Origin of the sequence: Ilumatobacter sp. (assembly GCF_049588435.1) — a bacterium.
GTDB lineage: Bacteria > Actinomycetota > Acidimicrobiia > Acidimicrobiales > Ilumatobacteraceae > Ilumatobacter_A.
Genome location: NZ_JBAVYV010000425.1, coordinates 1 through 23,563 on the forward strand (window position 1 = coordinate 1; position 23,563 = coordinate 23,563).

The window sequence follows — 23,563 nt, forward strand, 5'->3', positions numbered from 1 at the left end:
CGAGGTCGGCGACGACGTGATCACCACATCGGGGATCGTCGGAACGATCACCGGTGAGGACGGGCCCACCCGGTTCTGGCTCGAGATCGATGACGACGTGCAGGTGCGGATCGGGCGCGGTCACATCCAGGGCAAGATCTCACTCGACGCTGCGGCAGACGACGACGCGGACGGCACCACCGATGACCGATCCGACAACCGGCCCGACGGTGGGGCCGGGACCGAGAACCAAGATGACGCCGCTGATTCGAAGAACTCGGTCGACGGCGACTGATGAAGCGTCGTCTCTGGTCGTCGCTGCTGGCGACGACGATCGTGGTCATCGGGGTGTTCGCGTTGAACCTCGCGACCGGCACCGCCCCGCTGCTCGGCCTCGACCTGCAGGGTGGGGCCAGCGTCATCCTCGAACCCGCGGGTGACGCGAGTGGCGAGGATCTGACCGTCGTTCGTGACCTCATCCGCGACGAACTCGAACGGACCGGCATCGCCGAGCCGAACGTCCGCGTCCAGGGCGAGACCATCGTCGTCGAACTCCCAGGGGTGAAGGACCAACAGCAGGCGCTCGATGCCGTCGACGTGTCGGGCATCGTCGAACTCCGACCCGTGGTGGCATTCGCCCAGTGCAGCGATCCCAGCGAACAGGCTGCCCCCGACGGGGTGAGCGTCGACCCGACCGTCCCGGTCACGACGCTCGGCGTCTTCGCACCAGAACCCGCATCCGAGATCCCCGTTCCGGACGACACCGTGGGCGGCCGTTCGCTGCGCACGCCGACCGACACGACTCCCGACACGACTCCCGAGACGACTCCCGGAACGATCCCGCTCCCGGACATCCCCGACGATCTCGATCTGTCCCAGCTCACTGCCGCCAGCGGAGCGACGCTGCTCCTGACCCGTGAAGGCCAGCCGCTGTGCGTCGGTCCGACGGACGGAACCGGCGAGGTCTTCGAACGCCAGAGCGCGACGGTCGACAATCAGTTCGGATTCCAGGTCAACGTCAACCTGCGCGGCGGAGACGGTCAGGAAACGTGGAACCGGCTCGCCGAGCAGTGCTTCAACGGGACGCCGACCTGCCCACGCACGACGGCGGGTTCCAACGGCCAGCTCGCGATCGTCCTCGACAACGTGATCCAGTCGGCCCCGTCCGTGAACCAGCCGAACTTCGACGACGCCGTCTCGATCACCGGCAACTTCACGCAGTCCGAAGCCCAGGACCTGGCGAACATCTTGAACCGCGGAGCCTTCCCCGTCGAGATGGTGGCCCAGGAGTCGCAGACCATTTCACCTGCCGCCGGCCAGGAGTCGCTGCGGGCCTCGGTGATCGCCGGTCTCGTCGGCGTCGCTCTGGTGATCATCTTCCTGCTGGCCTACTACCGCTGGATCGCACTCGTGATCCTCGGTGGCATGACGATCTGGGCGCTGACGGTCTACAGCGTCGCCGCCCTGGTCTCGAGTGCGACCAACTACTCGCTCAGCCTCGCTGGCATCACCGGCATCATCGTCGCGGTCGGCGTCACCGTCGACAGCTACGTCGTGTTCTTCGAGCGGATGAAGGACGAGATCCGCAACGGTCGGACGCTCAAGAACGCCGCTCCACGCAGCTTCAAGATGACGTGGCGAACCATCTGGTCGGCCGACCTCGTCTCGGTGATCGGTGCGGCGATTCTCTTCTCGCTCAGCGTCGGCTCGGTCCGCGGTTTCGCGTTGTTCCTCGGGATCACGACGCTGTGTGACCTGTTCGTCTGCTACTTCTTCACCCGGCCGGCCGTGCTGCTGCTCGCCCGGAGCAAGTTCATGGAAGACAAGAAGGCGTTCGGCCTGGAGGTGACCCGATGAGTCGACCCGATGACATCGCCTCGACGGGGCTGGGACGGCTCTACCGCGGCCAGACGGCCATCGACTTCTACGGCCATCGCCGCATCGGGCTCGTCGTCGCGATCGTCGTGGTCGTCGTCACGGTGGTCTCGCTCTTCGTCCAGGGGTTCAACCTCGGTCTCGACTTCGAGGGCGGACAGGCCTGGGAGATCCCCGCGAGCGAGACGTTCGGCGTCGACGAAGCCGAACAGGTCCTCGTCGACAACGACGTCTCGACCTCTGGCTCGGTCATCCAGCTGCGTCAGGCGGACAGTCGCTCGTCCGTCGCCGTGCAGATCGAGGTCGTCTCGAACGAGAAGGCCGAGGCCCTGACGCAGAGTTTCGCGGACGCATCGGGGGTCAGCGTCGACGATCTGAGCTTCGAATTCACGAGTCCGTCGTGGGGCGACGACATCACCGACAAGGCGCTGCGTGCCCTCGTGATCTTCCTGATCATCGTGGCGATCTTCATCTCGATCCGTTTCGAGTGGCGAATGGCCATCGCTGCGCTCGCGGCCATGGGGCACGACCTGCTGCTCGCCGTCGGCGCCTACACGGTGTTCCAGTTCCAGGTGACCCCGGCAACGGTGATCGCCTTCCTGACGATCCTCGGCTATTCGCTCTACGACACGATCGTGGTGTTCGACCGGGTCCAGGAGAACGAGGGCAAGTACGCAAGCGTGCGGATGCCGTACCCCGACATCGTCAACATCTCGATGAACCAGGTGCTGATGCGCTCGATCAATACGAGCATCTCGTCGATCCTGCCCGTCATGGCGCTGCTGTTCATCGGCGCCGGAGTGCTCGGTGCGGTTGCGTTGAGCGAATTCGCGCTCGCACTCCTGATCGGCATGATCGCGGGCGTCTACTCCTCGATCTTCGTCGCCTCGCCGTTGTTGGCGCAGCTGCGTGCGAAGACCGGGCGCCGCAAGTCCCGGCGTGATCGGCTGACGGGCGAGGCGCTGCGTTCCGCGGTCGTCGGGGCCGGCGTCAGTGGCCGACTCGGGACGGACAACGCATCGCGTGCGATCGATTCGAGCGACACGGCTGAATCGGGCGACCGCGATCACGTCGATGCGGAGAAGACCGCCGCCGTGCATCAACCGGCGGAGCGGATCCTCACCCATCCGCCGCGTCCGCGCAAGAAGAAGAAGCGCTGAGCCCGAGACGACCGTGAAAGCGGTCGTGTCCGATCGCCAGCGATATCCTCGGGTCATGGCAGCTGATCACGACGAACTCCGGGCGCAGGTTCGTGACATCCCGGACTACCCGACGGTCGGCGTCAATTTCCGCGACATCACGCCCCTGCTCGGCAACGCCACGGCGTTCGCTTCTGCGGTCGACGGCCTGGTGGACGAGTTCTCCGGGATCGAGGTCGACCGCGTGGTCGGCGTCGAGTCACGTGGTTTCATCTTCGGAGCGGCGGTGGCCTATCGGATCGGTGCGGGCTTCGTCCCGGTGCGCAAACCGGGAAAGTTGCCGTGGGCCGTGGTACGCGAGGAGTATCAACTCGAGTACGGCACCGACAAGCTCGAGATCCACCGCGATGCCATCCACCCGGGTGAGCGGATCCTGATCGTCGATGACGTGCTGGCGACCGGTGGCACCGCTGCGGCGACTGCAACGCTGGTCGAGACGCTGGGTGGCGTGATCGCCGGGCTCGGCTTCCTGCTCGAACTCGATGCCCTGTCGGGTCGTGCACGACTCGGCGAACGCCCCGTCCGATCTCTGTTGCACTACAGCTGAGGCACCGTGGCGACCGTCGATCGAGTTCTCCCGTGGCGGCGACAGAATTCGACGTCGCCCGGGTTCTCCAACGCCTCCGGTGAGCTCGCTCCACTGTTGAACGCGTACCGGCGTCGGCATCCGAAGGCATCGATCAGCGAGATCAACCGGGCGTACCGCGTTGCTTCGGAAGCTCATCGCTCGCAGATGCGCAAGAGCGGCGAGAGCTACATCAACCATCCGCTCGCCGTCGCGCAGATCGTCGCCGAGATCGGCCTCGACCAGGTGTCGGTGGCGGCGGCGTTGCTGCACGATGCGGTCGAGGACACCGAGATCACCGTCGAGGACGTCGAACGGGAATTCGGCTCGACGGTCGCCGAGATCGTCGATGGTGTGACGAAGCTCGAGCGGATCCGCTTCGACAGTCGTGAGGACCAGCAGGCGGCCACGATGCGCAAGATGCTCGTCGCGATGGCGAAGGACCTCCGGGTCCTCGTGATCAAGTTGGCGGATCGTCTGCACAACATGCGCACGATCGCCGCGATGCCGCTCGAGAAGCAGCAGCGGATCGCGCAGGAAACGCTCGACATCTACGCACCGCTGGCCCACCGACTGGGAATGCAGGAACTCAAGCAGCAGCTCGAGGATCTGTCGTTCGCATCGTTGCATCCGAAGCGGTTCGCCGAGCTCGATCACCTCGTCCGGGTCCGGACACCCGAACGCGACGTCTATTTGGCCAAGACCGTCGCCGAGGTACGTCATCGCCTCGCCGACCTGAAGATCGATGCCGACGTCACCGGTCGTGGCAAACACCTGTGGAGCATCTACGAGAAGATGGTCGTCAAGGGGCTCGAGTTCGACGACATCTTCGATCTCGTCGCCGTGCGCGTCGTCGTTCCGACGACCAAGGACTGTTACGCCGCGCTCGGGTGCATCCACGGCCGCTGGCGACCGGTCGTCGGCCGGTTCAAGGACTACATCGCGATGCCCAAGTTCAACCTCTATCAGAGCTTGCACACAACGGTGGTCGGGCCGTCGGGCAAACCGATCGAGATCCAGATCCGCACGATCGAGATGCATCAGCGAGCCGAGTGGGGCGTCGCCGCGCACTGGGCGTACAAGGATCGGTCGGGATCGACGCCGAACGAGGTCGACTGGTTGAGCCGGATCATCGACTGGCAGGAGGAGGTGAGCGATCCGGCGCAGTTCATGCAGAGTCTGAAGACCGACCTCGAGCAGGACGAGGTGTACGTGTTCACCCCGAAGGGTCGCGTGATCAGCCTTCCGGTCGGCTCCACCGCAGTCGACTTCGCGTATGCCGTGCACACCGAGATCGGCCACGCGACGATCGGCGCGAAGGTCAACGGTCGATTGGTCGGGCTCGATCACGTGATGCAGAGTGGCGATTCCTGCGAGGTCTTCTGTTCCAAGGTCGAGACCGCCGGCCCGTCCCAGGACTGGCTGGGGTTCGTCGCCTCGCCGCGCGCCCGGAACAAGATCCGACAGTGGTTCAGTCGCGAGCGGCGTGTCGACATGGTGGAGGCCGGCCGCGACGAGCTGCACGACGAGTTCCGTCGCGAGGGGCTTCCCGCTCAGCAGGTGTGGAAATCCGAGCAGCTGCGCGACGTCGTCGTCGAGATGAGCTACGTCGACCTCGAGTCGCTGCTCGCAGCGGTCGGGGAACATCACGTCTCGGGGCGCAGCGTCGCTCAACGCGTCGCGCGGGGCTATCGCACCGGCGACCAGGAGGTGCAGCTTCCGGCGACGATCGATCGGCCTCGACGCGAACGGCGCGACGGCCATCGCCAGGCGGTCGGAATCCACGTCGAGGGGCTCGACGACATGCTCGTGCGGATCGCGCAGTGCTGCACGCCGGTCCCTGGCGACGAGATCACGGGCTTCGTCACCCGTGGCCGCGGCGTGAGCGTGCACCGTGCCGACTGCGCCAACGCCTTCGCACTGTCCGAGGAGCAGGCCACGCGCATGATCGAGGTCGACTGGGACGGTGAAGGTCAGTTCGAGAACACGTTCACCGCAGGAATCGAGGTCGTCGCACTCGACCGGTCGCGCCTGTTGGCCGACGTTGCGAGTGCCCTGGTCGAGCAGCGGGTCAACATCGTGTCGTGCGAGACGATCACGAGCGCCGACCGGGAGGCGAAGATGCGCTTCGAATTCGAGCTGGCGAACGGAACGCACCTCGATTCGGTGATCAGCCGGATCAAGGGCATCGATTCCGTGTACGACGCGTACCGCACCGTGCCCGGTGCCGCCGCTCCCGTGGCCTGACGTCGATCGGCGAAAGCGGTCGCGGTGATGGCCCGGGGTGCTGGATAGCCTGATCGGCCGTGCCCGCCTTCCAGACCAGTCCCGGTATGCGGGACATCCTCCCGGGTGACAGTGCCCGTTGGCGCCGTCTCAACGGCGTCTTCGCCGAGGTGGTCGAAGCCGCCGGGTACGGCCAGATCATCACCCCATTGCTCGAGGACATCGGTGTGTTCACGCGGATCGGCGATGCCACCGACGTCGTCACGAAGGAGATGTACGACTTCGTCGACAAGGGCGATCGGCACATCTCGCTGCGCCCGGAGATGACCGCGTCGGTGTGCCGGTCGTTCGCCCAGCATCGGCCGACGTTGCCGTGGAAGGTCTGGTACTCCGGATCCAATTTCCGCTACGAGAAGCCGCAGCGCGGGAGGTTCCGCCAGTTCGACCAGGTCGGCATCGAGGTGCTCGGCGTCGAGGATGCGAACCTCGACGTCGAGGTGATCGCTCTGGCGTCGGAGTTCTACCGCCGCCTCGGCCTCAGCCGGATCCGACTGATCGTCAACAGCCTCGGCGAACCCGAGGATCGAGCCCGGTACGTCGAGGCGTTGGACGCTCACTTCGCGCAAGCCGACCTCAGCGAGCAGGCGCGCGCCACACTCGCCAAAAACCCGCTCCGCGTGCTCGACTCGAAGCGTGGCGAGGATGCTGTCGCGATCGCTTCCGCTCCGCGGATCGGCGACTTCTACTCGGAGGCAGCGAGCGAACACTTCGCCACGGTCTGCAGCGGGCTGACCCGGCTCGGGATCGCTTTCGAGGTCGAACCGAAGCTCGTTCGTGGGCTCGACTACTACCGACGCACCATCTTCGAGTTCCAGGGTGAGACCCTCGACTCGGCCCAGAATGCGCTCGGTGGCGGGGGCCGCTACGACGGTCTCGTCGAAGCGCTCGGTGGCCCGGCCACGCCCGGAATCGGGTTCGCCCTCGGCGTCGATCGAACGCTCCTCGCCTGCGACGACGAGGGAGTCTTCGCCGACGACACGGCGGACCTCGATGCCTTCGTCGTCGATGTCGTCGATGGCACGCACGCCCTCGAACTCACGGCCGAACTCCGCGCTGCCGGTCTCACGGGCGACCGCGGATACGACAACCGCAGCATGAAGGCCCAGATGAAGCTGGCCAACCGTTCCGGTGCCCGGTTCGCGCTCATCGTCGGTGACGACGAGGCGTCGAACGGCACCGTCGTCGTCAAACCGATGGCCCGCGATGGTGGCGACCAGCAGAACATCGACCGAACCGACCTGATCTCCCACCTGAAAGACAAGTTGAGAAACCAACGATGAGCTCCACCTCGATGCGAACCCACCTCTGCGGCGACATGCGCCCGGAACAGATCGGCGACACGGTCAGCGTGTGCGGCTGGGTCGGCCGCCGCCGTGAGCACGGCGAGCACCTCGCCTTCGTCGACCTCCGCGACCATTCGGGCATCGTCCAGTGCGTCATCAACGACGACGTCGATGTCCGCAGCGAGTACGTGCTGCGGATCACCGGGGTGGTGCGTGAGCGTCCGGAGGGAACGATCAACGACAACCTGCCGACCGGTTCCATCGAGATCGGTGACTGCGAGGTGGAGATCCTCCGCTCGGCGACGCCGCCCCCGTTCCCGATCGATGCACGCGCCGACGACGTCGACGAGAACATCCGCCTGCAGTACCGCTATCTCGACCTGCGGCGCGAGCGAATGCAGAAGAACCTGCGGATTCGTTCGAAGGTGAACGCGGCCGTGCGCAACTCGATGGCGGGCCAGGGGTTCGTCGAGGTCGAGACGCCGATGCTCGTCCCGTCGACGCCCGAAGGGGCACGCGAGTTCCTGGTTCCGTCGCGCAAGGAGCCGGGCTCGTTCTACGCGCTGCCGCAGTCACCCCAGTTGTTCAAGCAGTTGCTGATGGTCGGGGGTTTCGACCGCTACTACCAGATCGCTCGCTGCCTGCGCGACGAAGACCTTCGCGCGGATCGTCAGTACGAGTTCATGCAGCTCGACATGGAGATGAGCTTCGTGAATCAGGACGATGTCCTCGACGCGGTGTCCGAGTCGGTTCTCGCGGCAGCGGAGGCCGTGACCGGTGAGCGACCCGCGCCGATCGAGCGGATCACCTGGCACGACGCGATGAACCGTTTCGGCATCGACAAGCCCGACCTCCGTTTCGGGATGGAGCTCCAGGAGCTGACCGCGGTGTTCGCCGGAACCGAGTTCAAGGCGTTCGCCGGAAACATCGAATCCGGCGGTGTGATCAAGGGCATCAAGGTCGATGGGGGAGCGGATCAGTTCGGCCGCAACCAGCTCGACAAGCTCACCGACAAGGCGAAGGCCGCCGGTGCGAAGGGCCTGGTCTGGATGAAGGCCGCTGCCAAGGACGACGGTTCGGCCGGTTTCGATTCACCGGTCGCGAAGTTCCTGTCGGACGACGAGGTGGCCGGACTGTGGTCGGCGATGGCCGTCGAAGCTGGCGACCTCGTGTTGATCGTGGCCGACGAGTGGGAGACCACATGCGAGGTGCTCGGCATGCTCCGCAACGACATCGGTCGTCCGCCGGTCCACCAGGGCCCGTACCGCTACGTGTGGGTCGTGGAGTTCCCGTTGTTCGTGGGGCGTGACAAGGAGACGGGAAATCCGAAGTCCGGTCATCACCCGTTCACAATGCCGCACCCCGACGACATCGACAAGTTCGAGACCGATCCCATGGCGGTCCGTTCGATCGCCTACGACCTCGTCCTCAACGGATGGGAACTCGGCTCGGGATCGATCCGAATCCACGAGCCCGAACTGCAGCGCAAGGTGTTCGCCGGGCTGGGGATCAGCGACGAGGAAGCCGAGCGCAAGTTCGGGTTCTTCCTCAACCCGTTCGAGTACGGCGCTCCGCCGCACGGTGGGTTCGCATTCGGTCTCGATCGGCTCGTCGCGATCCTCGCAGGCGAGGACAACATCCGCGAGGTCATCGCCTACCCGAAGACCCAGTCGGGGCAGGACCCGATGACCAACAGCCCGACCCCCGGCGACCCGAAGGCGATCGAGGAACTCGGTCTCCGGGTCCTGCCGAAGGTGGACTGAATCCGGTCAGCCTTCGCCGAGGGTGTCGACGACGCCTTCGACCTGGTCGACCGCGTCGTCGACCGCGTCGTCGATGGTGTCGACCACGCCCTCGACCTCGTCGACCGCAGAGTCGACCACATCGTCGATCGTGTCGGTCGGGTTCTCATTGTCATCGCCGTCGCTCGAGCATGCAGCGGCGCCGATCGACAGGATGCCAACGGCGGTTGCAGCCAGGATCTTGGTGCTCAGTGTGTTTCTCATACCGCACACCGTAGTCGTGGATGTCGCCCGGAGGGCCTCGGTCTCGGTTGGTTTCAGCGCGGACCGCGGATGAGTCGCCCGGGCAACTCGCCGGTGAACTCGTCGTGCTCGACGGTCTGGACACCGTTGACGAACGTCGCGACGTATCCGTCCGCCTTCTGCACGAGCCGTCGCGCTCCGCCGGGCAGGTCGTAGGCCATGCGGGGCGGCCCGAAGGTGAGCCGGTCGTAGTCGATCAGGTTGAGGTCGGCCCGCATACCGGGCGCGACCAGCCCACGATCCCGCAGGCCGTAGAGCTCGGCGGTCTGGCGGGTCTGGCGGTGGACGACGTGTTCGAGCGGGAGCAGGGGACCGCGGCGTCGATCCCGCGTCCAGTGGGTGAGCATGAACGTGGGAGTACCTCCGTCGCAGATCACCCGGCAGTGCGCGCCGGCGTCGGCGAGTCCCATTCGTGTCGACGGATGGCGGTGGGCTTCGTACTGGAACGAAAGGTCCCCGTACGCGTAGTTGAAGAACGGGGTGAGGATCATCCCGTGCCCGTCGTGGGCGCAGAGCTGGTCGACGATCAGGTCGATCGGGTGCGTGCCGGTGCGCTGCGCGACGGCAGCAATCGAGTCCTCGGCCTCGGGCTCGTAGTCGATGTCCCCGTCGTCGACGGCCCACCAGGAGTCGATCGAGTCGAGCACCACGGTCCGGAACAGCCCACCATCGTCGGGCTCGGCACGGAGTGCGTCGCGGAGTTCGGACTGCTGGAGCGCCTGCACCCGCTCGGCGAGCGGAAGCGCGCTGTAGGGCCCGTACGCCGGGTGGAAGTCGAGCGGGTTGAAGCTCCCCTCGAGGCACATCAGCAATCCGACGACTCGTCCCGCCACCTGGGCGACGATGTCGAGTCCGTCGGCTCGGGCCTCGTCCAGGAGGCCGAGCACATCGCGCCAGAGGTCGGGCGCACCGTTCGGCTGGTTGAGGTTGACGCTGACGGTGCGACCCGTCCGACGGGCGAGCTCGCGCATCCACGGCATCTCGCTCGTCGGAACCTCGGCGTGGTCGGGGGCGAACTGGAACACCCCGTGGCCGACGCGCCCCAGGGCGTCGGCGATCCCCATCAGCTCGTCGGCTCCCGCGTGCGTGCCGGGGACGAGGTCTCCCGAGAGCGACTTGTGGAGTGGTGTGCGCGACGTCGAGAACCCGAGTGCTCCGGCCCGCAGACCCGACTCGACGATCGCGGACATCGCTGCGATGTCCGCCGCCGTTGCCGCTTCGTTGGCTGCTCCTCGGTCTCCCATCACGTAGCCGCGGACCGGGCCGTGCGCGATCTGGGCGCCCAGGTCGAGCGCGTAGTGACGGGCGTCGAGCGCGTCGAGGAACTCCTCGAAGCTCTCCCAATCCCAGGTGATGCCCTCGGTCATCGCCGAGCCGGGGATGTCCTCGACACCCTCCATCAGCTCGATCAGCCACTCGTGTCGATCGGGCGCTGCCGGTGCGAACCCGACACCGCAATTTCCCATCACGGCCGAGGTGACGCCGTGCCACGACGACGGGGTGAGATAGGGATCCCACGACGCCTGTGCGTCGTAGTGGGTGTGCACGTCGACCCATCCGGGCGTGAGCAACAGACCGTCCGCGTCGATCTCACGCCGACCCGGACTCGCCGCGCCGGGACCGTCGACGGCCGTGATCGAACCATCATCGATCGACACGTCGGCGTGACGGGCAGCGGCTCCGCTTCCGTCGACGAGGTTCGCGTTGCGGATCACCAGATCGGACATGCGTCGATCGTAGACCGTCGCCGAACGTCGCCCGGGCGGTTCGATCGACGCGCCTTCCGGATCACTTTCGGGATTCAGCACCGGTGCTGATACCTTTCACGTCTGCCCGTGAAGCGAGTCCCGAGAGGCTCGAACGGAAAGGAAAACATGAGCGACAAGAGGGTGTTGACACCCGACGACGTGCGCCGGGCCACGACCCGGATGGCACACGAGATCATCGAGCGCAACCGAGGCCTCGACGGAGTGGTCCTGATCGGGATCCAGACCGGCGGCGTGTGGTTGGCCGAGGCGCTGGGCAGCGAGATCGCCCGCATCGACAGTTCGATCCACGTCGGTTCGATCGACGCATCGCTGTACCGCGACGACATCGGGCTGCGGCCCGTCTCGCCGGCAGCGGTGAGCGACATCGACGTCGACGTCGACGGGGCGAGGATCGTGCTCGTCGACGACGTGCTGTTCACCGGCCGCACCGTGCGAGCGGCGATCGACGCGCTCGGCGACTACGGCCGTCCGAAATCGGTGCAACTCGCAGTACTGGTCGACCGTGGCCATCGCGAACTCCCGATCCGCCCCGACTTCGTCGGCAAGAACCTGCCGACGAGCGCCGACGAGAACGTCTCGGTCACCGCCGACGGCGTGGTGATCTCATGAAGCGTTACGGAACGGGTCTGACCCGTTACGTAACGGTGGCGGCACGATCTCACCGGGAGCGTTACGGAACGGGTCTGACCCGTTCCGTAACGGGGGGTGCGCGATGAGTCGGTCGTTGTTGTCGATCGACGAGTTGGGGCCGGTGGGGGTGCGGCGGATCCTCGACCTCGCCGACACGATGGCCGAGGTCAACCGGCGACCGAACCCGAAGGTTCCGGCGTTGCGCGGCAAGACCGTCTGCTCCGTGTTCTTCGAGGACTCGACTCGCACCCGCCTCAGCTTCGAGACCGCAGCCAAGCGGCTCTCGGCCGACACGATGACGTTCGCCGTCTCCCAGTCGAGTCTGAACAAGGGTGAGAGCCTGCGCGACACGATCGAGACAATCGCCGCGATGGGTGTCGACGCATTCGTGATCCGACACAAGTCGACCGGTGCCCCGTGGCTCGTCGACGGGTGGACGAACGCGTCGGTGATCAACGCGGGCGATGGGTGGCATTCGCACCCGACGCAGGGCCTGCTCGACACATTCACGGTCCGGACCGCGCTGAACCGGCCCGACGGATTCGACGGGCTCCGGGTCGCCATCGTCGGCGACATCAAGCACAGCCGGGTCGCCCGCTCGACGACCGCCGCGTTCAAGGCGCTCGGCGCCGACATCACGTGGGTCGCACCACGTACGTTGCTCCCTCCCGTCGTGCACGAGCACGTCGTCGACGGCATCGACGGCGTGCTCGACGACATCGACGTGCTCTACATGCTGCGGATGCAGAAGGAACGGATGACCGAAGCGCTGGTGCCCTCGCTCAGCGAGTACACGATGCGATTCGGGCTGACCCCCGAACGTGCGGCGCGCCTCGCTCCGCACGTCCTGGTCATGCATCCGGGACCGATCAACCGCGGCGTCGAGATCGCCGTCGACCCCGCCGAACTCCCCGGAGCGGTCATCACGCAACAGGTCACCAACGGCATCGCGGTGCGGATGGCGGTCCTGTTCGACCTGCTCTCGGCCGAATCACCCTCGAACGCCCTCTCCGAAGGACCCAGTACATGAGCCTCGTCATCACCGGCGCGACCGTTCTCGACCAGACCGGCGAGCGCCGCGCCGATGTGCGCGTCGCCGACGGACTGATCGCAGCGGTCGGCGCCGATCTCGAACCCGCCGACGGCGACCAGGTCATCGACGCTTCGGGTCTGACCCTCTCGCCCGGCTTCGTCGACCTGCACACACATCTGCGCGAACCGGGTCGAGAGGAAGCCGAAACGATCGAGACCGGCTCACGCGCGGCCGCGCTCGGGGGCTACACGGCGGTGGTCGCGATGCCGAACACCGATCCGACCCAGGACTGCGTGAGTGTCGTCGAGTTCGTGCGCCGCCAGGGCCAGGCCGCCGGCCTCTGCGATGTCTTCCCGTCGGCATCGATCACGGTCGGACGTGGCGGGGAACAGCTCACCCCGTTTGCCGAACTGTCGGCTGCCGGAGTACGGCTGTTCACCGACGACGGCAACGGGGTCCAGGACCCGCTGCTCATGCGCCGTGCGTTCGAGTACGCGCTCGACCTCGACGTCACCCTGGCGCAGCACTGCGAGGTCGAACGCCTCACCGGGGGCGCGGTGATGCACGAGGGTGACTGTTGCAGCCACCTCGGGCTCCCGGGATGGCCGTCGCTCGCCGAGGAACTGATGGTGCACCGCGACATCGAACTCGTCCGGCTGACCGGCGCGCCGGTCCACTTCCTCCACCTCTCCACCGCGGGGAGCGTCGATCTCGTGCGCGCGGCCAAGGCCGATCGCCTCCCGATCACCGCCGAGGCAACGCCGCACCACATCAGCCTCACCGACGAAATGCTGCGCACGTACAGCGCGATCTACAAGGTCAACCCGCCACTGCGGACGATGGACGACGTCACCGCGGTCCGCGACGGTCTGGCGGACGGGACCATCGATGCGATCGCGACCGATCATGCCCCGCACGTGTCGGAGACAAAGGAGCAGCCGCTCGACCAGGCGCCGCCGGGAATGCTCGGTCTCGAGACCGCGCTCGGCGTCTCGATCGCCCATCTGGACATGGACCTCGCCGACATCGTCGGGGCGCTGTCCTGGCGGCCTGCCGGGATCGCCGGAATCGACGACACACACGGTCGGCCCGTCCAGGCGGGCGAGCCGGCGAACCTCACGGTGTTCGATCCGACCGAGGAGTGGGAGGTCGTCCCCGCTCAACTCGCCAGCAAGTCGCGGAACACTCCGTACGTCGGCGTGCCGCTGCGCGGACGCGTGAAGCACACGGTGCTCATGGGCGAACTCACCGTCGAGAACGGAACGGCCACACGATGATGAATGAACATGCAGTACGGTGGATGAACATGCAGAAACCGCAGGATCGACAGGGTGGGACTCGATGAGCACAGCGCTGGGCGAGGGACTCCTCGTCATGTCCGATGGAAGTGTCTTCGAGGGAGACCTGATCGGTGCACCGGCTCCGATCGCCACCGGTGAGGTCGTGTTCAACACGGTGCTCAGCGGGTATCAGGAGGTGATCTCGGATCCGAGCTACGCCGGCCAGATCATCACGTTCACCTATCCGCACATCGGCAACTACGGAATCAACGCGACCGACTTCGAATCGGTCGGCACGTTCTGTCGCGGTGTGGTCGTGCGCGACCTCGCGCGCCGTCACAGCAATTTCCGGGCCCAAGCCGATCTCGGCTCGATGCTCCACCAGCAGGGCGTCCCGGGCATCTCGGGGATCGACACCCGTCGACTCACCCGCCTGATCCGCGACCACGGAGCACTTCCCGGGGCGTTCGGCTCCTCGTCGCACGACGAACTGCTCGCCGCGGCTCGCTCGGAGCCGGGTACGAACGGGGTCGACCTCGTCCGCACGGTCACGACGCCGGTCGGGTACTCGGTCCCAGCCGTCGATCCCGAGAACCGTCGACGGATCGTCGCGGTCGACTTCGGGATGAAGCGGAACATCGCGCTGAGCCTGGCCACGTACGGCAACGTCGACGTCGTGCCCGCCGCAACCACCGCGGCCGACATCATCGCGATGGGTGCCGACGGCGTGTTCCTGTCGAACGGCCCGGGCGATCCGGAGATGGCTCCGTACGCGGTGGAGATGATCCAGGGCCTGCTCGGAACGGTCCCGATCTTCGGGATCTGTCTCGGCCATCAACTGCTCGGCCGGGCGATCGGTGCGGACACGGTCAAACTCGGCTTCGGCCACCACGGCGGGAACCATCCCGTCAAGAATCTCGCCTCCGAACGGATCGAGATCACCAGTCAGAACCACAATTTCGCCGTCGACGCGAACAGCCTTCCATCCAACGCGGAGATGACCCACGTGAACTTGAACGATGGCGTGTGCGAAGGGCTCGAGGTGCGCGACGAGCGAGCCTTCAGCGTGCAGCACCACCCCGAAGCGAACCCCGGACCACACGACTCGAGCTACCTCTTCGAGCAATTCGCGGAACTGATGGACAACGCTCGGGCGGTGCGCTGATGCCTCGCCGTACCGACCTCGAATCGATCCTGATCATCGGCTCCGGCCCGATCGTCATCGGGCAGGCCTGCGAGTTCGACTACTCGGGCACCCAGGCATGCCGGGTCCTGAAGGAGGAGGGCTTCCGCGTGATCCTCGCCAACTCGAATCCGGCGACGATCATGACCGACCCCGATTTCGCCGACGCGACGTACATCGAACCGCTCACGTGGGAAGTCGTCGCGGCGATCATCGACAAGGAGCAACCCGATGCCGTGCTCCCGACGCTCGGTGGCCAGACCGGCCTGAACATCGCGATGGAGCTGTTCGAACGCGGCCTGATCGGTGTCGAGGGCAAGCCCGAGATGATCGGAGCGAACGCCGAGGCGATCGCCACCGCCGAGGACCGCGAGAAGTTCAAGATCGCGATGACCGAGATCGGCCTCGAATCGTGCCGCTCGCTCATCGCCCACTCGATGGAACAGGCCCGCGATGCGATGTCCGAGATCGGCCTGCCGATCATGATCCGTCCGGCGTACATCCTCGGTGGGCGAGGAACCGGCATCGCCTCGACCGAGGCGGAGTTCGAGAAGATGGCTGCGGCCGGGATCGAGGCGAGCCCGATCGGCGAGATCCTGGTCGAGGAATCGATCGTCGGGTGGAAGGAATACGAACTCGAGGTGATGCGTGACCACGCGGACAACTGCGTGATCATCTGCGGCATCGAGAACGTCGACCCGATGGGCGTCCACACCGGTGACTCGATCACCGTCGCACCGATCCAGACCCTCACCGACGTCGAGTACCAGCAGATGCGCGACGCCGCGATCGCCTGCATCCGTCGGGTCGGTGTCGAGACCGGCGGATCGAACGTCCAGTTCGCGGTCAATCCCGCCGACGGTCGCCAGGTCGTGATCGAGATGAACCCCCGCGTGTCGCGCAGCTCGGCGCTCGCCTCGAAGGCCACCGGGTTCCCGATCGCCAAGATCGCAGCGAAGCTCGCCCTCGGCTACACCCTCGACGAGATCCCGAACGACATCACCGCCCACGACCCCGCCGGCGAGGCTCCATCCGTCGCGTCCGTCCTGAGCCGGGGAGCCACCCCGGACGCCGGAGGGTCGACGCGCTACAGCACGCCGGCATCGTTCGAGCCGGTGATCGACTACGTCGTCACCAAGATTCCGCGCTGGGCATTCGAGAAGCTGCCCGGCACGACGGGCGTGCTCGGCACCCAGATGCAGTCGGTCGGCGAGGTGATGGCGATCGGGCGCACGTTCCCCGAAAGTCTCCAGAAGGCGCTGCGGTCGCTCGAACAGGGTCGCCTCGGCCTGAACTGCGACCCGGGCGAGGAGGAGTACCAGGCGATGGACGACGACGAGTTGCTCGCCGCGTCCGCCGTCCCGACTCCGGATCGTCTGTTGCAGGTGGCCGATCTGATCCGTCGCGGGATCCCGCTCGAGACGATCCACGAGACGAACCGGATCGACCTGTGGTTCCTGGACCAGATGTCGCTGATCGTCGAGGAACGGGTGGCGCTCGCGACCACCGGGATCGCCGGGATGACGAAGCGCAGTTGGAAACGGGCCAAGCAGCTCGGGTTCTCCGACGGCCAGCTCGCCTATCTCTGGAAGCGGACCGAAGCCGAGATCCGCACGGCTCGCACCGCCGCGGGGATCCTGCCGACGTACAAGACCGTCGACACGTGTGCCGCGGAGTTCGACGCCGCGACGCCATACCACTACTCGACGTACGAGGACGAGAACGAGGTACGCGAGTCCGACGGGACGAAGGTCGTGATCCTCGGCTCGGGCCCGAACCGCATCGGCCAGGGCATCGAATTCGACTACTGCTGTGTCCACGCGTCGTTCGCGCTGCGTGACGCCGGGTTCGAGACCATCATGGTCAACTGCAATCCGGAGACGGTCTCGACGGACTACGACACGTCCGACCGCCTCTACTTCGAGCCGCTCACGAAGGAAGACGTGCTCAACGTCATCGAGGTCGAGCGGCCGCACAAGGTGATCGTGTCGCTCGGTGGACAGACGCCGCTGAAGCTCGCGGGAGAGATCCCGCTCGAGCTGATCGCCGGCACGTCGCCCGACTCGATCGACGCGGCGGAGGACCGTGAACGCTGGAACCAGATCTGCGACGAACTGAACATCCCGCAACCGCCCGGTGGCACCGCGGTCGACCTCGAACAGGCACTCGTCATCGCGAACGAGGTCGGATACCCGGTGCTGGTGCGCCCCAGCTACGTGCTCGGTGGACGGGCGATGCAGATCGTCCACGACCCCGCGCATCTCGAACTCGCGATGGAGGAACTGGCCGGCTTCGGTTCGCTCGGCAAGGAGGGCGGGCTGTCGGCCGAACGCCCCGTGCTCGTCGACCGGTTCCTCTCCGACGCGACCGAGGTCGATGTCGACGCGATCCGCGATCACACCGGTGAGATCCTGATCGGTGGCGTCATGGAGCATGTCGAGGAGGCTGGGGTCCACTCGGGAGACTCGGCCTGCGCGATCCCGCCCCAGACGCTGCCCCGCTGGGTCGTCGAGGTGCTCGAGTCGTACGCCGCAGCGATCGCCAAACGGCTGGATGTCCGGGGTCTGATCAACGTGCAGTTCGCGGTCGCCGGAACGATGGTCTACGTGATCGAGGCCAACCCGCGCGCGAGCCGAACGGTCCCGTTCGTCGCCAAGGCGACCGGGGTTCCGCTGGCGAAGGTCGCAACCCGGGTGATGCTCGGCGCAACCCTCGCCGAACTGCGCAATGAAGGCCTCCTCAAGCCGCCGGTCGGTGGAGGTCATCACGGTCTCGGTGGCGGGGTCGACGGTCCACCTCCGCACGTCGCGGTGAAGGAAGCCGTGCTTCCGTTCACGCGCTTCCCCGAGGTCGACTCGGCGCTCGGTCCGGAGATGCGTTCGACCGGTGAGGTCATGGGCATCGACACGTCGTTCGGCCGGGCGTTCTACAAGGCCGAGTTGGCCGCCGGAACCGTGTTGCCGACCTCGACCGATGACGGGATGGTCTTCCTGTCGCTGGCCGACCGTGACAAACCGGCCGGGTTGGTCGTGGCGATGCGGTTGCGTGTCCTCGGTCTCGGGATCGCGGCGACCGCCGGAACTGCGGCGTATCTCGCGAAGTTCGACCAGCCGGTCGATCAGATCGTGGCGAAGGTCGGCATCGACGGCAGCCGCTCCGACGGTGATCCGTCGCTGGCGACCGCACCGGACCTCATCGCCGAGGGCAAGGTCTGCTTCGTGGTGAACACGCCGAGCGGGAGCGCGGCACGGAGGGATGGCGAAACCATCCGCAAGTCGGCGAACCTGCACGGTGTCGGTTGCTTCACCACGGTGGCGGCGGCGCTTGCGGCGGCGCAGGGCCTCGCCGAGCGTCATGGTGAGATCTCCGTCCGTTCGCTCCAGGAATACCACGCCTCCGCCACTCCTGCCCCCGCCGAGGCGTGATGGAGACGGTGGTCGGGTCGGTGACGCTGCCGGGCCCGGTGATGACGGCGTCGGGCACGGCGGGATACGGCGACGAGCTCGCGCCGTTGATGGATATGTCGGCGCTCGGGGCGGTGGTGACCAAGTCGTTGGCACCGTTCGAGTGGCCGGGAAATCCTGCGCCGCGCGTCCACCCGACCCCGCAGGGGATGATGAATGCCGTCGGGCTCCAGGGTCCCGGCATCGAGTACTGGCTGAGCGATGTCCTTCCCGATCTCCTCGCGACGGGGGCGACCGTCGTGGCGTCGATCTGGGGTCGGTCGGTCGATGACTACCGGCGAGCGGCCGAGATGCTCGCCGACGCTCCCGCCGGCGTCGTCGCCGTCGAGGTCAACCTCTCGTGCCCGAACCTGGAGGGGCGCGGTTCGATCTTCGCCCACGACGTCGACCTGTCGGCGGAGGTCGTCGCCGCGACCGAGGCGTGCGGGCGACCGCGGTGGGCCAAGCTGAGTGCCAACACCGACCGGATCGTCGAGGTCGCCGCTGCCGCGCACGACGCCGGAGCCGAAGCCGTCACCTGTGTCAACACGTTGCTCGGACTCGGCTACGACCCCGACACGCTCCGTCCCGTGCTCGGTGCCGGTGGTGGAGGATTGTCGGGTCGGGCGATCCATCCGGTCGCGGTCCGCGCCGTGCACGACGTCCACGCCGCACTGCCCGAACTCCCGATCATCGGCGTCGGGGGAGTGGCGTCGGGATGGGACGCGGTCGAGATGTTGCTCGCCGGAGCGAGCGCGGTCCAGGTCGGTACGGCCACATTCGCCGATCCGCGTGCGCCGCTGAACGTGCAGCGGGATCTGCTGGCGTGGATGGAGGACCGTGGGATCGCACGTATCGCGGATGTGTCTGCACTAACGTGAATCCATGGCAACACCACCACAGTTGACCCCGGAGCAGCGGGCGGCTGCACTGCAGAAGGCGGCCGAGGCTCGCACAGCCCGCGCCGAGATCAAAGCACGCCTGAAGATGGGTTCGATGTCGCTGTCCGAGGCGCTCGATTCCGACGACAGCAATGTCGGCAAACTGAAGGTCGTCTCCATGCTGGAGTCGCTTCCGGGTGTCGGCAAGGTCAAGGCGCGCAGGTTGATGGAAGAGATCGGGATCGCCGACAACCGGCGGGTGCAGGGCCTCGGTGCCCAGCAGCGCAAGGCACTGCTCGACGAACTCCATTGAAGCGACCGGGACCTCAAGCGCCGCGATCCGCTCTGATCGCATGATCATCGTCGTTTCGGGACCCGGAGGGGTCGGAAAGGGCACCATCGTCGACGCGCTCGTGAAGCGCGACCCGCTGCTGTGGTTGAGTCGGTCGTGGACGACGCGCGAACGCCGACCCTCCGAGTCCGGGGACGCCTACGTCTTCACGTCGTCGGACGATTTCGAACAACGCATCTCCGAGGGCGGGTTTCTCGAGTGGACCGAGTTCCTCGGGAACTACTACGGCACACCGATCCCCGAACCGACCGACGACCGGGACATCGTGCTCGAGATCGAGGTCGACGGGGCCCAGCAGGTCAAGCGCATCGCGCCCGACGCGATGTTGATCTTCGTGCTGCCCCCGTCGCGCGACGAACAGGAACGACGCCTGCGGGGCCGGGGTGATCTCGACCACAAGGTGCTCGCACGCCTGAAGAAGGCCGAGGAGGAGGAGCCGATCGGGCGCGAGTTGGCCGACCACCTCGTCGTCAACGACGACCTCGAGACGACGATCGACGAGATGCTCGCGATCATCTTCAGCGCCCGCAGCGAGTGAGCTGCGACCAGCGACCATGGACCGGCCCGGGATGGCGGTAGGCTCGATCCACTATGGCGCTGGACCACGACACGATGATCAACCCGCCCATCGAGAACCTGCTCGACAAGGTCGACTCCAAGTTCACGTTGGTCACCCTCGCCGCCCGTCGGGCGCGCAACATCAACTCGTACTTCAACCAGCTCGGTGACGGCCTCGGAGGGATGATTCCCCCGCAGGTGTCGTCGACGGCCCGCAAGCCTCTCTCGATCGGTTTCCAGGAGATCGCCGAGAAGAAGATCGTGTGGGCCGAGGCCCCCGAGCCGGAGCCCGAGATCGATCCCGAAGCCGAAGCGCAGGCCGCAGCCGACGCCGCTGCAGCCGAGAGCGACGACTGAGCCCACGGTGAGCGCCCTCGCGGGCAAGCGCATCGTTCTCGGTGTGACGGGTGGAATCGCCGCCTACAAGGCCATCGAGGTATCGCGCCGCCTCGTCGACGCCGGCGCCCACGTGGTGCCGATCATGACCGAATCGGCGCAGCACTTCATCGGCACGACGACGTTGAGCGCGCTCGCGTCCGAGCCCGTGCAGACCGACCTCTGGCACAACCCGTCGACGCCGATCCCGCACACGAAGTTCGGTCAGGGTGCCGACCTCATCCTGGTCGCCCCGGCAACCGCCAAGCTGCTCGCCGCGTACCGCATGGGGTACAGCCACGATCTGCTGACGAACACGTTGATCGCGACGCGTGCGCCCGTCATCGTGTGCCCGGCGATGCACACCGAGATGTGGGAGCACCCGAGCGTCATCGACAACATCGACACGCTGCGCCAGCGTGGTGTCCACGTGGTCGAGCCCGAATCGGGACGACTCGCCGGAGGCGATGTCGGCGCCGGTCGATTGGCGTCACCCGAAGCGATCGTGGCCGCCGCCGAACGCGTGCTCGGCCCCCGGGACCTCACCGGCGTCCAGGTGATCGTGTCGGCCGGAGGGACGCGTGAGCCGATCGATGCGGTGCGGGTCGTGGCGAATCGCAGTTCGGGAAAGCAGGGCTACGCAGTCGCGGCCGAAGCGCTCGCACGCGGTGCCGACGTGACGCTGGTGTCGACCGTGTCGCTGCCGGCGCCGGTCGGCGCCATCGTGGTTCCCGTCGAGACCGCCGCAGAGATGCAGGCGGCGATCGAACAGCGGGCTCCGTCGGCGGACGTGATCGTGATGGCCGCGGCCGTCGCCGACTTCCGACCCGTCGCGGCGGCGAGCGGAAAGATCAAGAAGCAGGACGGCGTCCCCGAGGTTCTGCTCGAGCCGACCCCGGACATCCTCGCCGGGCTGGGAGCGACCAAGCCGGCTCGCCAGGTGCTCGTCGGCTTCGCTGCCGAGACCGACGATCTCGTCGCGAACGCCCAGATCAAGCTCACGAAGAAGAACCTCGACCTGATCGTCGCGAACGATGTCGGCGCTTCCCAGGTCGGCTTCGCTCACGACACGAATGCGGTTACGCTGTTGCGGCCCGACGCGGAGCCTGTCGAGATCGACCTCGCCGCCAAGCGAGATGTCGCCCGGGCCGTCATCAACACGATCGTCGAGATCCGAGCATCGACTCAGACAGGAAAAGACTGAACCATGGCCAATTACACATTCACGTCCGAGAGCGTCACCGAGGGTCACCCCGACAAGATGGCGGACCAGATCTCGGACTCGATTCTCGACGCGATCCTCACCGAGGATCCCGACGCCCGTGTCGCGTGCGAGACGATGATCACGACCGGCCTCTGCGTCGTCGCCGGTGAGGTGAGCACGACGGCCTACGTCGAGATCCCCAAGATCGCCCGCGACACGATCAACGGAATCGGCTACGACAACGCGCTGTACGGATTCGACGGCAACACGTGTGGCGTGATGGTGGCGCTCGACCCGCAGAGCCCCGACATCGCACAGGGTGTCGACACCTCCGAGGAGGTCCGCAGCGGAACCTCGGGCGAGGACCAGCTCAACCTCCAGGGTGCGGGCGACCAGGGCATGATGTTCGGGTACGCGTGCAACGAAACCGACGCGCTGATGCCGCTGCCGATCAATACGGCCCACCGCCTCGCCGAGCGTCTGGCCGACGTGCGCAAATCGGGGCAGATCCCGTACCTGCGTCCGGACGGCAAGACCCAGGTCACGTTCGAGTACGACGAGTCGGGCAAGCCGGTCGCACTGAAGGCCGTGCTGATCTCCACGCAGCACCAGGACGGAATCGACCGCGACACGGTCATCCGGCCGGACCTCATCGATCAGGTCATCCGACCCACCGTTCCCGAGCAGTTCGCCGACGACGACTACGAGATCTACATCAACCCGACCGGCAAGTTCGTCCTCGGCGGCCCGTACGCCGACTGCGGCCTGACGGGACGCAAGATCATCGTCGACACCTACGGCGGCATGGGTCGTCACGGTGGCGGCGCCTTCTCGGGCAAGGACCCGTCGAAGGTCGACCGCTCCGCCGCCTACGCCGGCCGTTGGGTCGCGAAGCACGTCGTCGCGTCGGGTGCAGCCGATCGTTGTGAGATCCAGCTCGCCTACGCGATCGGCATGGCACAGCCGATGAGCATCCTCGTCGAGACGTTCGGAACCGCCAACGAGGATCCGGCTCGGATCGAGGCCGCCGTGCGCTCCACGTTCGATCTCCGCCCGGGCGCGATCGTCCGCGACCTCGATCTGAAGCGACCGATCTACAAGAAGTCGGCCGCCTACGGACACTTCGGCCGGGACGAGTTCCCGTGGGAGCAGCTCGGCAAGCTCGACGAGCTGAAGTCGGCACTGGGCGCCTGACCGTGACGGGGTGGGTCGGTCCCACTCCATCCTGCGGCGCCACCGGGACGTCACCATGACCCGAATCGCGCGGGTGCTCCCCGACGTCACCGGGCTCGACAAATCGTTCGACTATTCGATTCCTGAGGATCTCGCGCCCATGGTGCGGATCGGCACGATCGTGCGCGTCGAACTGCACGGCCGCCGGATCGGCGGTTGGGTGGTCGACATCGTGAGTGACTCCGAGATCGATTTCGACGATCTCAAGCCGATTGCAAAGGTGACCGGATTCGGGCCGTCCGAGGAGCTGATCGAGCTGGCGGAATGGGCGCACGTCCGTTGGGCAGCGCGTCGGGTCCGCCCGTTTCTCGTCGCCGCCTCGCCGAAGCGGGCGGTGACGGCGCTTCCTCCCGAGCACCGTCGCGCCCAGTCGCCCGCACCGTCCTCGCC

19 protein-coding genes and 2 pseudogenes are annotated in these 23,563 nt (G+C 66.6%); 19 read left to right on the plus strand and 2 right to left on the minus strand.

Features of this window, described 5'->3' with window-relative positions; genetic code table 11:
• The 7 genes and pseudogenes from WBV89_RS16125 to aspS form a co-directional block, all read left to right on the plus strand.
• Positions 1-274: pseudogene (locus WBV89_RS16125) on the plus strand (hypothetical protein); the annotation flags it as partial.
• The gene (gene secD / locus WBV89_RS16130) at positions 274-1,836 is read left to right on the plus strand and encodes a protein translocase subunit SecD (protein ID WP_423982369.1); all 1,563 of its coding nucleotides are present in this window, start codon (positions 274-276) and stop codon (positions 1,834-1,836) included. The pseudogene WBV89_RS16125 and the gene secD, both read left to right, overlap by 1 nt.
• The gene (gene secF / locus WBV89_RS16135; RefSeq protein WP_423982370.1) at positions 1,833-3,014 is read left to right on the plus strand and encodes a protein translocase subunit SecF; all 1,182 of its coding nucleotides are present in this window, start codon (positions 1,833-1,835) and stop codon (positions 3,012-3,014) included. Before secD ends, secF begins: the two co-directional genes overlap by 4 nt.
• Positions 3,015-3,069: 55 nt before the next feature.
• Positions 3,070-3,600, plus strand: a complete 531-nt coding sequence (locus WBV89_RS16140) for an adenine phosphoribosyltransferase (RefSeq protein WP_423982371.1) — start codon at positions 3,070-3,072, stop codon at positions 3,598-3,600.
• A 6-nt stretch (positions 3,601-3,606) separates the two neighbouring features.
• On the plus strand, positions 3,607-5,865 hold the full coding sequence (locus tag WBV89_RS16145) for a RelA/SpoT family protein (protein WP_423982372.1): 2,259 nt from the start codon (positions 3,607-3,609) through the stop codon (positions 5,863-5,865).
• A 59-nt stretch (positions 5,866-5,924) separates the two neighbouring features.
• Positions 5,925-7,184 (plus strand): histidine--tRNA ligase, encoded by a 1,260-nt coding sequence (hisS, locus tag WBV89_RS16150; RefSeq protein WP_423982373.1) that lies wholly within the window; start codon positions 5,925-5,927, stop codon positions 7,182-7,184.
• A complete protein-coding gene (gene aspS / locus WBV89_RS16155) occupies positions 7,181-8,950 on the plus strand; it encodes an aspartate--tRNA ligase (RefSeq protein WP_423982374.1) in 1,770 nt (589 codons plus the stop codon). Before hisS ends, aspS begins: the two co-directional genes overlap by 4 nt.
• A 6-nt stretch (positions 8,951-8,956) precedes the next feature.
• Here the strand turns inward: aspS and WBV89_RS16160 are convergent, their stop codons facing one another.
• Positions 8,957-9,193, minus strand: coding sequence for a hypothetical protein (locus tag WBV89_RS16160; protein ID WP_423982375.1), 237 nt, complete (start codon positions 9,191-9,193; stop codon positions 8,957-8,959).
• Between the two features lie 53 nt (positions 9,194-9,246).
• Positions 9,247-10,959, minus strand: a complete 1,713-nt coding sequence (locus WBV89_RS16165; protein ID WP_423982376.1) for an N-acyl-D-amino-acid deacylase family protein — start codon at positions 10,957-10,959, stop codon at positions 9,247-9,249.
• Between the two features lie 147 nt (positions 10,960-11,106).
• Here WBV89_RS16165 and pyrR point away from each other — a divergent pair, with 147 nt between their 5' ends.
• The 12 genes and pseudogenes from pyrR to WBV89_RS16225 form a co-directional block, all read left to right on the plus strand.
• Positions 11,107-11,610, plus strand: a complete 504-nt coding sequence (pyrR, locus tag WBV89_RS16170; protein WP_423982377.1) for a bifunctional pyr operon transcriptional regulator/uracil phosphoribosyltransferase PyrR — start codon at positions 11,107-11,109, stop codon at positions 11,608-11,610.
• Positions 11,611-11,713: 103 nt separating this feature from the next.
• Complete coding sequence (locus tag WBV89_RS16175) at positions 11,714-12,661, plus strand: aspartate carbamoyltransferase catalytic subunit (RefSeq protein ID WP_423982378.1); 948 nt, start codon at positions 11,714-11,716, stop codon at positions 12,659-12,661.
• On the plus strand, positions 12,658-13,941 hold the full coding sequence (locus tag WBV89_RS16180; RefSeq protein WP_423982379.1) for a dihydroorotase: 1,284 nt from the start codon (positions 12,658-12,660) through the stop codon (positions 13,939-13,941). The genes WBV89_RS16175 and WBV89_RS16180 overlap by 4 nt, the downstream gene beginning before the upstream one ends.
• Before the next feature lie 64 nt (positions 13,942-14,005).
• On the plus strand, positions 14,006-15,109 hold the full coding sequence (gene carA / locus WBV89_RS16185; protein ID WP_423982380.1) for a glutamine-hydrolyzing carbamoyl-phosphate synthase small subunit: 1,104 nt from the start codon (positions 14,006-14,008) through the stop codon (positions 15,107-15,109).
• Complete coding sequence (gene carB / locus WBV89_RS16190; RefSeq protein ID WP_423982381.1) at positions 15,109-18,552, plus strand: carbamoyl-phosphate synthase large subunit; 3,444 nt, start codon at positions 15,109-15,111, stop codon at positions 18,550-18,552. The genes carA and carB overlap by 1 nt, the downstream gene beginning before the upstream one ends.
• A gap of 20 nt (positions 18,553-18,572) precedes the next feature.
• Complete coding sequence (locus WBV89_RS16195; RefSeq protein WP_423982382.1) at positions 18,573-19,451, plus strand: dihydroorotate dehydrogenase; 879 nt, start codon at positions 18,573-18,575, stop codon at positions 19,449-19,451.
• Between the two features lie 4 nt (positions 19,452-19,455).
• Positions 19,456-19,764 (plus strand): integration host factor, actinobacterial type, encoded by a 309-nt coding sequence (gene mihF, locus WBV89_RS16200; RefSeq protein WP_423982383.1) that lies wholly within the window; start codon positions 19,456-19,458, stop codon positions 19,762-19,764.
• Between the two features lie 40 nt (positions 19,765-19,804).
• Positions 19,805-20,341, plus strand: a complete 537-nt coding sequence (gmk, locus tag WBV89_RS16205) for a guanylate kinase (RefSeq protein ID WP_423982384.1) — start codon at positions 19,805-19,807, stop codon at positions 20,339-20,341.
• A gap of 53 nt (positions 20,342-20,394) precedes the next feature.
• Complete coding sequence (gene rpoZ, locus WBV89_RS16210) at positions 20,395-20,718, plus strand: DNA-directed RNA polymerase subunit omega (protein ID WP_423982385.1); 324 nt, start codon at positions 20,395-20,397, stop codon at positions 20,716-20,718.
• Positions 20,719-20,725: 7 nt separating this feature from the next.
• On the plus strand, positions 20,726-21,940 hold the full coding sequence (gene coaBC / locus WBV89_RS16215; RefSeq protein ID WP_423982386.1) for a bifunctional phosphopantothenoylcysteine decarboxylase/phosphopantothenate--cysteine ligase CoaBC: 1,215 nt from the start codon (positions 20,726-20,728) through the stop codon (positions 21,938-21,940).
• 3 nt (positions 21,941-21,943) lie between these two features.
• Entirely contained in the window at positions 21,944-23,134 is a 1,191-nt protein-coding gene (metK, locus tag WBV89_RS16220) for a methionine adenosyltransferase (protein WP_423982387.1), read from the plus strand.
• 55 nt (positions 23,135-23,189) lie between these two features.
• A pseudogene (locus tag WBV89_RS16225) lies at positions 23,190-23,563 on the plus strand (hypothetical protein); the annotation flags it as partial.

Bases quoted from the DNA above. Each gene is read 5' to 3' on its own strand.
- carA (WP_423982380.1), top strand. From the start codon at position 14,006: ATGAGCACAGCGCTGGGCGAGGGACTCCTCGTCATGTCCGATGGAAGT.
- rpoZ (WP_423982385.1), top strand. From the start codon at position 20,395: ATGGCGCTGGACCACGACACGATGATCAACCCGCCCATCGAGAACCTG.
- gmk (WP_423982384.1), top strand. From the start codon at position 19,805: ATGATCATCGTCGTTTCGGGACCCGGAGGGGTCGGAAAGGGCACCATC.
- secD (WP_423982369.1), top strand. From the start codon at position 274: ATGAAGCGTCGTCTCTGGTCGTCGCTGCTGGCGACGACGATCGTGGTC.
- WBV89_RS16165 (WP_423982376.1), bottom strand. From the start codon at position 10,959: ATGTCCGATCTGGTGATCCGCAACGCGAACCTCGTCGACGGAAGCGGA.
- pyrR (WP_423982377.1), top strand. From the start codon at position 11,107: ATGAGCGACAAGAGGGTGTTGACACCCGACGACGTGCGCCGGGCCACG.
- WBV89_RS16140 (WP_423982371.1), top strand. From the start codon at position 3,070: ATGGCAGCTGATCACGACGAACTCCGGGCGCAGGTTCGTGACATCCCG.
- metK (WP_423982387.1), top strand. From the start codon at position 21,944: ATGGCCAATTACACATTCACGTCCGAGAGCGTCACCGAGGGTCACCCC.
- aspS (WP_423982374.1), top strand. From the start codon at position 7,181: ATGAGCTCCACCTCGATGCGAACCCACCTCTGCGGCGACATGCGCCCG.
- carB (WP_423982381.1), top strand. From the start codon at position 15,109: ATGCCTCGCCGTACCGACCTCGAATCGATCCTGATCATCGGCTCCGGC.
- WBV89_RS16180 (WP_423982379.1), top strand. From the start codon at position 12,658: ATGAGCCTCGTCATCACCGGCGCGACCGTTCTCGACCAGACCGGCGAG.
- mihF (WP_423982383.1), top strand. From the start codon at position 19,456: ATGGCAACACCACCACAGTTGACCCCGGAGCAGCGGGCGGCTGCACTG.
- secF (WP_423982370.1), top strand. From the start codon at position 1,833: ATGAGTCGACCCGATGACATCGCCTCGACGGGGCTGGGACGGCTCTAC.
- WBV89_RS16160 (WP_423982375.1), bottom strand. From the start codon at position 9,193: ATGAGAAACACACTGAGCACCAAGATCCTGGCTGCAACCGCCGTTGGC.
- WBV89_RS16175 (WP_423982378.1), top strand. From the start codon at position 11,714: ATGAGTCGGTCGTTGTTGTCGATCGACGAGTTGGGGCCGGTGGGGGTG.